This window comes from Mesorhizobium sp. M4B.F.Ca.ET.143.01.1.1, assembly GCF_004792275.1.
Lineage (GTDB): Bacteria > Pseudomonadota > Alphaproteobacteria > Rhizobiales > Rhizobiaceae > Mesorhizobium > Mesorhizobium abyssinicae.
In genome coordinates, this window is the sequence record NZ_SRSR01000006.1 from 42,548 (window position 1) to 54,403 (window position 11,856).

7 protein-coding genes and 1 pseudogene are annotated in these 11,856 nt (G+C 57.4%); 3 read left to right on the forward strand and 5 right to left on the reverse strand.

The window, feature by feature from the left end; genetic code table 11:
* Positions 1-328: 328 nt before the first annotated feature.
* The gene (locus EN786_RS38630; RefSeq protein WP_245454714.1) at positions 329-694 is read right to left on the reverse strand and encodes an extracellular solute-binding protein; all 366 of its coding nucleotides are present in this window, start codon (positions 692-694) and stop codon (positions 329-331) included.
* Positions 695-1,748: 1,054 nt separating this feature from the next.
* Here EN786_RS38630 and EN786_RS16200 point away from each other — a divergent pair.
* Positions 1,749-1,969 (forward strand): annotated as a pseudogene (locus tag EN786_RS16200) (insulinase family protein); the annotation flags it as partial.
* 57 nt (positions 1,970-2,026) lie between these two features.
* The gene (locus tag EN786_RS16205; RefSeq protein WP_024504268.1) at positions 2,027-3,085 is read left to right on the forward strand and encodes a class I SAM-dependent methyltransferase; all 1,059 of its coding nucleotides are present in this window, start codon (positions 2,027-2,029) and stop codon (positions 3,083-3,085) included.
* Positions 3,086-3,691: 606 nt separating this feature from the next.
* Here EN786_RS16205 and EN786_RS16210 read toward each other — a convergent pair.
* Genes EN786_RS16210 through EN786_RS16220 form a run of 3 tightly spaced genes read right to left on the reverse strand, consistent with a single transcriptional unit; the run spans position 3,692 to position 8,270 of the window.
* Positions 3,692-4,747, reverse strand: coding sequence for a hypothetical protein (locus tag EN786_RS16210; protein ID WP_126057630.1), 1,056 nt, complete (start codon positions 4,745-4,747; stop codon positions 3,692-3,694).
* Complete coding sequence (locus tag EN786_RS16215) at positions 4,744-6,810, reverse strand: hypothetical protein (protein ID WP_126057629.1); 2,067 nt, start codon at positions 6,808-6,810, stop codon at positions 4,744-4,746. The genes EN786_RS16210 and EN786_RS16215 overlap by 4 nt, the downstream gene beginning before the upstream one ends.
* Positions 6,811-6,812: 2 nt before the next feature.
* Positions 6,813-8,270, reverse strand: coding sequence for a metallophosphoesterase (locus EN786_RS16220; protein ID WP_126057628.1), 1,458 nt, complete (start codon positions 8,268-8,270; stop codon positions 6,813-6,815).
* 59 nt (positions 8,271-8,329) lie between these two features.
* Between EN786_RS16220 and EN786_RS16225 the strand changes: the two genes are divergently transcribed.
* Positions 8,330-8,659 (forward strand): hypothetical protein, encoded by a 330-nt coding sequence (locus EN786_RS16225; protein WP_186815491.1) that lies wholly within the window; start codon positions 8,330-8,332, stop codon positions 8,657-8,659.
* A 21-nt stretch (positions 8,660-8,680) separates the two neighbouring features.
* On the opposite strand, the gene EN786_RS16230 is transcribed toward EN786_RS16225, so the two are convergent.
* Positions 8,681-11,365 (reverse strand): AAA family ATPase, encoded by a 2,685-nt coding sequence (locus EN786_RS16230; RefSeq protein ID WP_126063811.1) that lies wholly within the window; start codon positions 11,363-11,365, stop codon positions 8,681-8,683.
* Positions 11,366-11,856: the final 491 nt, after the last annotated feature.

The window sequence follows — 11,856 nt, forward strand, 5'->3', positions numbered from 1 at the left end:
GAAAAATCGTCGGCGCGGCCGGGCGAAGCAGCGCTGGGTTTAAGTGCTTGGGGTGACACGGCGTGATCTCCGCCGTTGGCGGGAACAGGGCAGTGCAATAGTACTGCCCTGTTCCTTTTGATCAGAGGCCAGTGCGGATTTCTTCGGCAAGCGCCCTCAACGTCGTCTCGACGTCATCGCCGTTTGCCATCTTCTGCATCGCCACGGCCCATGCGTTCATGGCTTCGCCGAAGCCGACACGCGGTGTGAAAGCCAGCGCGGCTTGATCCTGTATCTTTTTGAAGCTGTCAACGAAGTTGTTGAACTCGGGCTGCGAAGCGTACTTAGTCTAGGTATCGTCCTGCCAGGTCGACGTGCGCGGCGGATTGACGAGCTGGCCAGCAAGGGCACCCTTGAGCGCCACCTGCTTGGAGGTGGCCCACGGGATGAACAGCCAGGCCGTGCCCTTCTTTTCGGAAGCCGCGTTCATGGCGAGAGCCCAGATCCAGATGTCAGAATCCAAGCTCGTGGCGCTCGGTGCGTGCAGCGGCGGAGCGAAGGCGATCTTGCCGGATGCCGGCTTCCCCGCAACATCGTTCCAGAAGCCGAACATTTTTGAGTCGATCGTCATCGCGGTGCGGCCGGACGAGATGCCGTCCACGACCTGGTTCCAGTTATCATTGGCGAAGGAAGGAGCCGCGCACTTCTTGATCATGTCCGAATGTAGTCGTATCCAGCATCGGTAAGCTTCGGATCACTCAGGTATTTGTCCAGCAGGCGCCACTCGGAGCGAGGTCCTACGCGGGCTGAATGCCAGTGCCGAACACATCCCATGCTGGCGACTTCGTCGTCAGTTGGATCGTCATCTTGTTCCAGTAAGAATCGTCTGGGTAGAGTTCCGGCGTGACCTTGATGCCGGGTCAGCTTCTCGAACTCCGGAAAGTTGCGCAGCGAGAGCATCCGCATAGGGGTGGATGTCGTAGGCCCAAGTTATGCTGGTCCCTTCGAATTGACGCCAGTTCACGGTGTCGGCAGCGGCCGAATTAGTGAGCGATGCCGAAACGGCAAGAAACGCCAAGTCAAAAGCAAGCTGTTTGCGTAGCGACGCGCACCTGTAACGAGTACGGGGAATGAGCGACCCATGTAATCCTCCCTGGGGCATTTTGCCAATTTTTGGGTCCACTCCTCCATCCCGAGTTTGCTCATAGCCACAATAAGCGGTTTCCAACGACCTCGCTCTGAATGCACCAGGCCAACTGGGTAAAAACGGGTAACCGGCACTTAAAGGCGATGTAGTATCGCCACCAGAAATACTGCTCCGTGGTGCTGGCCTTTGCCTGGGGGCGCAACACGGCAACTACCCGCTCAAAACGGTTGGTCCTCTACCTCTTATTCACCGTCGCTTTCCTCGCGGCCTAACCCGGCCGGAATATCCGTTGCCAGAAAAAGGCCTCGCGGCCGGTTCGAGGCGCATCCCTCCTCCGAAGCAGCACGCTCAAGTATCGTCACAAGCCCCGAGCGCTTCGCGTTCGGCGATGTCCAAATTCCGACAATGTCGGATACAGTCAGATCTACTGGATTGCGTTTGAATGGTTTTCTCATTTGGCACAGTACATGCGGGTCATCCGCAAAACACGTGACCGACCAACAAGAGTTCGCATGATCACCTTACCACAACATACAGCCGCCGCGGAACAATCACTTGGCCCCTGATCGCCCGCCCCGGCACCACAACCGGAGTCATCGATGTTCTGACAGGCTGCCCAAGGATACCTGCTGCAACAGGGCTTGCCCTGGTGACGACCACTCCGGCTCCGCCGGTTACCGACGAGGGCAAAGTGACGGATTTCCTGCTTTTCAACGGCATGGAGGTGGCTGTCATTCCCGACCACCGCGCCGCTCGTCACCGATATGGTCTGGTGCAGGATCGGCAGCGCGGATGAGCCGCCGGGGATATCTGCATGTCTTCGAGCATCTGATGCTCAAGGCGCCTCATGACGAGCACGGCTCCGTCGCCTGGAGAGATTGAACCCAAAGGGAGATTCAGATGTCTGAAGCGAATCAGGAAAAGTTGGACGCATTCTTGGGGAAAATGGTCGGCGATCTCGGTGCGATCGCAACGGGCGCGGGAGTCCTGCTGGGGGACAGACTCGGCCTGTTTAAGGCATTGCGCGAAGGCGGCAAGATGACGGCCGCCGAACTTTCGACACGCACCGGCACCCAGGAACGCCTCGTAAGGGAATGGCTTTCCGGGCAGGCGGCGGCGGGTTACGTCGACTACGATGAAGCGAGCGACAAATTCTATCTCAACGCCGAGCAAGAGCTGGTGTTCGCTGATGAAGACAGCCCGGCCTTCATGGCAGGCGCATTCGAGTTCCTGTCCGCGCTGTGGCTCGATGAAGAAAAGGTGAGGCAGGCATTCCAGTCCGGCAAGGGCGTCGGGTGGCACGATCATAGCGCGTGTCTGTTTCGCGGTACGGAACGGTTCTTCCGTCCAGGCTACAATGCCAATCTGATCGACTCCTGGCTGCCGGCCTTGGAGGGCGTCGTCGAGAAGCTCGAACGCGGCGTGGACGTCGCGGATGTTGGATGCGGTCATGGTGCATCGACCGTGCTCATGGCACAGGCCTTCCCCAATTCGCGCTTCGTCGGCTTCGACTATCATGCCCCCTCGATTGAGCGCGCCCGCAAGGCGGCCGAGGTAGCCGGCGTCGGCGTTAACACGCGGTTCGACGTGGCGGCCGCCAAGAGCTATCCCGGAACGTATGACCTCGTCACATTCTTCGATTGCCTTCACGACATGGGCGACCCGACGGGCGCCGCCACCCATGTCCACGGATCGCTCAAGCCGGACGGCACGTGGATGATCGTCGAGCCGTTCGCGCATGATCATCTGGCGGCGAACCTCAATCCCGTCGGCCGCGTTTACTATGCCGCTTCCACTTTCGTGTGCACGCCCGCATCCGTGTCGCAGGAAGTCGGGCTCGCGCTTGGAGCCCAGGCCGGTGAGGCGAGGCTGCGCAAGGTTGTGACCGGCGGCGGCTTCAAGCGATTGCGTCGCGCCGCGGAGACACCGTTCAACATGGTGCTGGAGGCCCGCCCTTAGCGTGGCCGTCGCCAGAAATTGCAGCTCATCGCATTTGATTGAAGATCACCGCCAAAAATCCGGACGCATCGGGGACATTTTCAAGGCGCCTGGGTTCACGCAGAGGTCGCTGCCGAGTTGTGTGCCAAGAGTCCCATACGTTGCGGCTCAGAAAGGACCCGACGCACGGCTACGAACATGCCCATAGTGATGGCCGCTATAATCACATATGCCCACCATGGCGCGTTCACAAAGCTGGTAAGCCACGTCGCACCGAACGCGCTTACGACAAAAACGAGAGCCTCGATAAAATGACTGAGCCTGTACACATTCAGTCGTCTCATCCTCATACCACCCATCCAAAGACTGAGCTTGTTGCGCTACTGCGACAGAGCCTAACATATTGGAGAGCGCTCACTATTTCTATGCTAAACAGTCTCGCCTGAGTATATGTTTTGAGTCGCTAATTATGGAATTCTGCCAGTCTGCATTTCCCCTGATCTGATGTAGAGCAGCTTCTAAGTGGGAATTAGTCCCCCATCGACCGGATCGGGCGACACGAACATGCGCTGAAGGCTTGGCGGAACGGCTACTGGGACCATGATGCTACTCGAATGCAAGATCGTGTCAGAACGTCCCGGGAAGGCTGCAGGCAGGGGATGTCAGGTCAATCAGCCTATAGATATGATACCGCCCATTCGCTGAGACTTCACGATGGGCATAGGAGGTGGGAATTCGTGCCTTGAGATGGACGCGGCTGTCGGAGCAGGCGAGCACGGCAGCAGCGATGGCCTGAACCTTCGGGCCGCTGACAAAAACGTTCACCACCGCACGCGAGCCGAACCCGTCGAGATACGTCTCGAAAGCATCGAGGTGGGCCATCAGCCCGAAAGCCTGGATGTCGCGAACTTCGCCATCTTCGAGCCGGTGGGTTTCACGTACCTTGGCCACCTGTTGATCGAGCAAAGCATCGATATGCGCATTCTTCTCGCTTCTTGGGACGAGGAGCGAGATCCGTTCCGGACTGACGATATCGATCAATCCGTAGAATACGTCGGCATCTCCTCCGATCCCCACGAGCAGGACTTTCTCTTCGCCCATTCCTCCGCTGCCTTGAAGATGAGGGACGGTGACGTATCGGTCCAAGCCGCTGGAAAAATCCTCTTTGCCGATCGCGTTCCCGTAGATACCTTCGGCGTACCCGAATTCGAGAGACTGAATCGACATTTTCTTGAATGCCACCGCAATCAGCCATTGGATGTAGATTCGCGGCATCGTCGAGCACTCGACGAAAACCTTCCGCAGGCTTCCTTCGTATGAGCCACATGAAGCGGCCATCTGAGTGAGCAGGTGATCGAGGAGATTGATGTTCTTCTGATACTCGATGGAAGGCTCGAGGGTGATCGCAGTCACTTCGACGCCCCATCGGGTACCCATAGCGATGAGCTTTCGCCGGTTTTCTTCGACGGCTGGGACGTTCGCTTCCTTCAGAGCAAAGTCCAGAACCACGATTTTGCCGACCTTCAGGTCAAGATGGTTTTCGAACGCGGCGAAACGCGTTTCCCATCCAAGCGCGACGATCGCGATATCTGCCTCCATCGTTTCGCAGGTACCTGCATCTCTCGCCTTCTCAGTGACGGCCAGATGGCCGAAGACTCGATACTCGACAGTTGAAGCGGTCATTCGAGATCGCTCTCGAAAAGCGAGTGCTGGAATTCGGTCTTGAGTGCGGGCCGCGCGACGAGCTCCTTAAACACCGAGTCGGCCCAGTCTTCTGGGAGCCGATGCCTGGTAAAAAGCAGGTCGACCATCTGCGCCGCAGGGATTGTGTTGATTTCGTACGGGCCGCGATAGGAGAACCCGAAGTAAGGTGCAAATCGCCGATGCAATCTGATCAGCATCTCCTTCGATGCGGGGTCGGCGCGGTCCACCTCAAAGTTGCCGGCGGCGGAGACCTCCCGGATAAACCCATCCCTTTCCGCCCGACGCAGGACCTCGTCCAGTTTTCCGCTGGGTTGCTCCAGTCGGTTCACCAGCGAGCGCATTTCCTTTAGATCAACCCTGAAAATGCCTCTCTCTGTCGTTCCTAGAGCATTTTCTTCGGCAAACTCTGTCTGGAGGCGAGCGGTCAGGTAACCCAACGCCCGCACCATGCGCACGCTCTCTTCTTCGTACGGATGTGAAAGCGCCTGAAGTCCATCAAGCTTCCGTTGAGAGGCGGCGTTCACAGCCTGTCTCTGCTGTTCGAGATGAATCTGTAAATCCGAGTTGATGAATTCCACCAGTTTTCGTGGATCACTGGAACTCGGAACACTGCGGCGGAAGATCTCTCCCATTATATCAAGGAAATCGCGTATACAGACGTCGCTCAATGATGTGATGATCTGGTGCCCTACGTACGGGTAGTCATGCAGACGCAGCATCTGGCACGCTTTCAGAAAAGCCCATCCCTGTTTCCGGGCGATCGACCTCTTCAGATTTGAAGCATCCGCCTTGCTCATGGGCCGGCGCTTGATTTCCGGGTTCATGAGCGCGAGCGCCAGCCCTTCGGCATAAGGGCGCGCTTTTCGATCAAGAAGGAATTGCTGCTGATCCGCCGTCCTCAAATTCACGGAGAGGAATTCACGTGCTGCATCAGCGAGTGCCACAAGCTCTTCTCTGCCCTCGGAATGACCCGATATGATAACCCGCTCGATGATGTCATTGACGGAAAGCCGCCCCAGCCGGTTTTTGAGCGAAAACGCGCTGAGCGCATCGTTGCGCTTGAGATCACTCCGCAGATGGTCAGGAAGCGCATAGTAGAGCCGAAGCGACGACACGTTCTCGCACAGCGTGGCGAACTCCCTCGGATCGACTGAATCAAGATTCTCGACGTCCCGGTCAGCATTCGAGAGCGACTGGCCGGGTATGATCGTCCGGATCGTGTCGTAAAGGCCGCCGATGTAGGCGAGGACCCATTTCACATTGCCGCGCGTCTTCCTCACCAAGGTGTTCAGGAACTGCTGTTGGAGCGGTGTCAGTGCCTCACAGTCGTCAATCAGGATCTTGAAGAAGGGCGCCCTGTCACCGGCGAAAGATGGGCCATTTAAAAGTGGGGTGATCGCGGTCGCGACCTTGTTAATGATCGCGCCAGGGTCTGTCGCTCTGAAGCCGGTCGCTCCCTCATCGGCGGCAAAGAAGAACGCGTTGAAGCATTCGTCGACGTACCGGGTTATCCCACCCCGCAGCTCATCTATGCTGAAGAAGTCGAGACGGGCAGGTTGGGGTATGAAGTGCAGCACTTCGCGATGCAGTGCCAAGGCGACGTCCCTATCTTCAGAGGCCCGGTATTTCAAGTGGCTGTCGCGTCTGAGCTGGCTGATGCTCTCGAGCAGGCGTTCGACTATCTTCAGCTCCAGATAGTGAGAGAAGATTACGAATTGCCGCGGGATCACGGCGGCCGTGTCGAAGCGTATCCGCTCCGGAATGAGGTTCAGAACCGCGTTGTCGATTAGGGGCGAAAATGTCTCATTGAGCTGGAAGAAGACGCCATACCAGCCGAGCTTGCCGACTTGGTCCGCGAGACTTTTGTCTTCGAGGATATGAACTGTGGAAAGCGAGCGAAGAATACTGGTCTTGCCGCTGCCTCTCGTCCCTGCGACGAAGACCGGCTTGGCGGCGGCAGAAATCAAGGCCGACTTCTGACTGAACCACAGTATCGGGCGACTTTCGTACTCGATCCTGTTGGGGCCGAACGGATTCTCCATCTCTATTCGTCCCTTACCTTAATGCGCCAAGCCGAGTTTGCCTTCGTGAGGCCGTCTATCTCGACGAAGCGCGCCGCTTGGAGCATCAGAAGAGAGTCTTCCAAATCTAGCCCGAGCTCGGCGGAGGCGGCAATCTCAGTGATCTCGTCCCAGAAGAGTAACCCATTCCCGCGCCTGGTGGCATGGTCGCGCAGTCGGCGCATCAGGTCAAACGTGTCGTTGTTCAGAAAGGCCTTGCCGTTGGACATAGTCGAGATGAAGCAATGTTCGCCTTCCATGACCGTCCCGTCGGCGACATTGGTGCGGTAGGGTATAAGTCGGATGCCGACGAGCTCTCCCTGATCGGTCGTGAAGAAGACGAGCTCATTGAAACCTGACTGTATCTCTGGTGCTGAGATGCAGATCAATTTGCCGTCCGGAAACCTTGGATCGTTGACGATCTCGACCGGATCGGCATGTATGTGTCCATGCAGGTAGACGATAGGCTTGTTGCCCTGCAGCAGCTGAGTTCTGACAAATCCGCTGTTGAGCATCTCCGCGTATGGCGTAATGCGCGGAGTCTTTTGTGGCAGCAGATTGTGATGGCCGATCATGATGCCGTAACGCATGTCGGGCTGCTGGAGCAATTCCTGTAGGCCTGCAAGCATCTCACGCGAGATGTATGGCGTGTCCATCTGACCGTAATACTCGTCGTCGGACGCCTCCTTGTCTGGATCGCTGGGAGGTGTCGCGGGCGAATGTCCCGAGGTGTCCGGCGAGCCGAGATCTACAGGTTCTGTAGAAGGACCGAGTGCCTCGAGACGATCACGAAGGAACGCGGGAAGGTTCTGAAGCTCCCAACTGCCTATCGCTGTGTTGACGAGGATGAAGTTTGCGCCTGCGGATCCTGTCGGAAGTCTGAAGTGCACGGGTTGGTCCACGGGAACGGTCTGCCAACCCAAGCGGGCGGCTAAACTCGCCATTTCGCTGAATTTCTCAGTCGGTCCAAGTTCGCGCGCGTCATCACGGTTCACATCGTGATTTCCCGGTACGAATATCAACGGAAGCGCCTTTGAACTGCGCCCCTGTGCGCGGCAGAGCAACGTGAAATGCTGGAATGCCGAAGCAATGAAAGTCTTGTCGCCACGGCTCGTGAAATCCCCCATGAAGGCGATCGAATCCAAGGGCTTCGAAGTCGTCAGCCGCCGAAGCTTCGTCAAGACGGCACGCAGCGAAGACGCGCGTAGCTTCTGCGTTATTTTCGGAGCGAACTTGCTATCCTTGGCATCGATGTTGCTAGAGGAAGGATGCCAATCCGGATAGTGAATATCGCCTACTTGAAGGATTCGCACCCGTCGCATAACTCGCCCCCCCGCCGAGAGCCATAGACTAATCCGTTCGCTTTTGCCAAGCGCGAAACGATCATCCGACCGCATCGCCTGGAAAGCGCGTTTATCTTTTTGTTGGTAATGGAGAGGCACGACGCAATTGTGCCCCCGGTTGCTTGTCTGCCCACCAAATGGGCACTCAATCTGGGCGCATGGCTTATGATTTCTCGAGTTTGTCCCATAACGAGTTTGAGGATTTGGCCCGCGACCTCGTAGGTCGCGAGATCGACAAGCGTTTCGAGGCCTTTCCCGAGGGACCGGACGACGCGATGGATGGTCGACATGCCCTTGCCGGCGGCGACATTGTGCAGGCGAAGCACTACCAGCGGTCAGGCTTCTCGGCGCTGAAATCCAAGATGAAGAGCGAGCGCACAGCCATTGATGGCTTGGCGCCCTCGCGATACTTCCTCGTCACGTCGGCTTCGCCCGCGGCAGGCGGACACCGGCATGCGCAGCAGGATGAAGCCAGTGAGGGCCAGTAATACACGACAATAGTCATTAGGCTAGAGTACAGTCGCCTTGGGAGGCTGTTCGAATTCAATCCGGCGCTTTTCGGCATCCTTTTTTCGTTTGGTGGTGTCGATACGATATTGGTCAATTCCATCAAGATCGCTCTTCATATCGTTTGGTGTTGGAACTGGAATGGCCTTGGCGGACGCCATGTCATGTCCAGAACGCTCCGAAACTCGCTTCATGGCCCAATAGATTCGCTTGTGGTCTTCGTCCTCGACCACCACACCCTTCAGGCTCTGTGTCTTGACATCGCTGTTAAATCGCTCGACGACTTTACCGAGCAGGATTTCTTCAACGAGCCTCTCCCAGGTTTCCCGAAGATCGCTGTAGAAATCCTTCGCTGACCTTCGCCAAGCATCGGTGGTGAAATCAGTGGCGCCGTCGAAGCTCTTCAGGCGCGTCTTGAGAGTCTCGATGCGCTTCGTGACAGACTGTGCGATCCACGGCTCGTCAGTTTCGCTAATCAAGCCAAAACCGGCAGATTCGGACTTGTTGATGTAGTTTCGAACAAGGGGAATCGGCGGATTGGCCTGCGCAGCTGCGTCAACCACCTCGTTGAAGAACAGAAGATTATGGGTGAAAATAATAATCTGACGTCCTGTGGCCGCTTCTTTTACGAGCCTTGCCGCGACCCGCCTGATCCGAACATGGTCGAGAGATGACACGGGGTCGTCGATGATCATGCCTTGACGCGATGTGTCTCCTCCGACCTCGGCTAAGAAACAGGCCAGGGCAAGCGCGCGCTGCTCTCCTTCGCTTAAGACCTTGCTGTTTGAGATCGCTTTTGCCGCGTTGAGCCCGACCTCGAAATAGCTCTGCCCATCTTGACTACGATCATTAACTGCGAACGGGATGTGCGTTAACGCCAGAGTCTCAATCTCGGCGACGACGCGCTTTTCGAGATCCTGCATGACGAGGCTTCGTCGAAGCGACGTCATCTGCCGTGACACCGAGCCTGTTTCGACAGCATCGCAGCATGAGAGAAGCTTGCGCCGCTCTTCGAGATTCGCCAAGCGCGCGAGAACGATGGTGAGATCGTCGCCCAGTTTTTTCCGATCCTTGAGTGTATCGCGACGAGCTCGATCGGTAGCGCGGTTCCCGTCGTCGGCCGCTGCCTTGTCGTCCGTCAGCGCTTCGGCCTCTAGCGCCTCCGCCTCCGTTCGGAGTTTCGATGCAACTGGCGCCGCAAGTTGCGGGAACGCAGCGTACTCGGACAGCGCAGCCGCAACGACAATTGCATCACGCCTTTTACCTGCCTCGACATAATATGCCGAGATCAGGGCCACCATCGCCTTGCGTGCGGCGGACAGATCGCCAAACTCTCCGAGAGCCGCCTCAACCGCCTCCCCGGTCGCAATGGTGAGTCCTTTGATTTGGCGCAGGGCCTCTTCATGGGCAATAGATGCGACTTGCGCCGCCTTATTTGCGGCGCCCGTTACGAAGTCATTGAAGGATTGGATCCGCCCCGCGGCGTCCGCCGTCATCGGCTCCTGGCAGAGCATGCAACGATCGCCTTCCTGATCTGGCAAGTGCTGATGATCGATGCCAGTGACGCTCGCTAAATAGGCTCGTGCATGGTCGAACATATACCGCCAGGGAGAAAGCCCAACGCCGCTCAACGGCATAGTCGCGAACGCTCCTGAGGCGGCAAGTTGTGCAGCCTGCGCTGTAGAATCGGCTGTTGCATATAGATTGCGATAAATCTCGAGGGCCGCCGCTGAGAGAGCCGCGTCGATCTGTTCAGATGCAGTCAGCAGTTTTTCCAAGGCCGCCTTGGCACGCCGACGCTTTGTCGCCATCGTTGAAGGGTCGCTTGCCAGAGCCTGTTCGAGGCCAGCGAGATCAGCCATGTCCTGCTCTGAGAGGGCAGCGAGGTTTTTGATTTCGGCTGCGGAAGGCATCACGTCCTTTGACTTGATTTCGAGACGAGCCAGCAGCTTTACGACCGCGCCGGCAGCTGTGTACCCACTCGGCAATGGTGTCTTTAGGTTCTTTTCGATCGCTTTGATTTCTTCCCGGAAGTCGGCTTCGAGCTCGGTGCGGTGACGTCCATGGCTTTCGAGAAGCGCGATGGCTGCGGGCAGAAAACCGATACGGTTTTGCTTATCGACGTAGAGGCGAGCGTTCGCGGAGTCGAAAACGGAGATCCGTGCAATTGACGCGGGGGGCAGCGTTCCGTCCTTCCAGGTTATGGGGGTCGGTTCCGTAGCACCCTCTTCGAGAAACCGGACAAGCACTTCGGCTGGCGGTTTGGTGCCGATCTCGAACACGTTGCCAAGAAGATCATCCGCCGTCAGACTACGGCAAAGCTTCTTCGCGATCCGGCAATAGCCGCTCTTTCCGCTTCCATTGTCGCCGTAGATAATGGTGATGCCATCGGTGGCGAAACGCAGTTGCTGCTCTTCGGCGAGGCGGTTCAAATGCTTGACGGGGCCGAGTGAGCAAAGCACCGCGCGCGGCTCGTTCGAACTGTTGGCCCTCAAATGCTCCGCCGAGAGCGGAGAGCATTCGGGCAGATCAGCGGTAAATCCACCGACGTGGCGGACCCGAGCTGTTACACCGGCCTTATCCTCCTGCTCGAGGTTGAAGCCCGGCCGCGCGGCGTGTCTTCTTAAGGCATCCCTAATCCAGTCGGGCTGCTTATCCGCCCATTCCAAAAGTCCAACCTCGGCCATTCCTGCCCCCCGAATCTTACCATCATTATACTTATTGATTAGTCCAGATTCGATGAATTCGCTTGTCTGGACAAATTTTCCTCGCGATCGCACATAGAGTGCTGGAGATGTACCCAATAAATGACCTCCCCCCGCGCCGCTAGGTCAGCAAACAAATGCTTCAGCGATCAAACGTCTCCACAACGACATCAGCAATCAAAGGCATTGGACCGCGCGCACGAATTTAGGTAGCCGGCAACGCGTACGAGGAGATAGAGCTGGAAGTGCGTGCCTTTCGATAGTCTATGGGCGGAATTCGACCGCCTCACCGATAGGCCGATCGAGGTTCGCCGTCACTGTCGGGCTGGGTCCGAGTCCGCGATAGGCGCCACGACAGCGCTCGCGATAGGCGCGCAACGCTTGGTCCATGGCGCCCGGACCGCCACACATTTGCGGATGACGTCCTGCCCGTCTTGGGTTTCAGCAGCGTGCGCCGGCGCTCCGATTTCCGC

What these genes read in the sequence shown, in the direction of transcription:
- EN786_RS38630 (WP_245454714.1), bottom strand. Translation starts at nt 694, where the DNA reads ATGATCAAGAAGTGCGCGGCTCCTTCCTTCGCCAATGATAACTGGAAC.
- EN786_RS16205 (WP_024504268.1), top strand. Translation starts at nt 2,027, where the DNA reads ATGTCTGAAGCGAATCAGGAAAAGTTGGACGCATTCTTGGGGAAAATG.
- EN786_RS16210 (WP_126057630.1), bottom strand. Translation starts at nt 4,747, where the DNA reads ATGACCGCTTCAACTGTCGAGTATCGAGTCTTCGGCCATCTGGCCGTC.
- EN786_RS16215 (WP_126057629.1), bottom strand. Translation starts at nt 6,810, where the DNA reads ATGGAGAATCCGTTCGGCCCCAACAGGATCGAGTACGAAAGTCGCCCG.
- EN786_RS16225 (WP_186815491.1), top strand. Translation starts at nt 8,330, where the DNA reads ATGGCTTATGATTTCTCGAGTTTGTCCCATAACGAGTTTGAGGATTTG.
- EN786_RS16230 (WP_126063811.1), bottom strand. Translation starts at nt 11,365, where the DNA reads ATGGCCGAGGTTGGACTTTTGGAATGGGCGGATAAGCAGCCCGACTGG.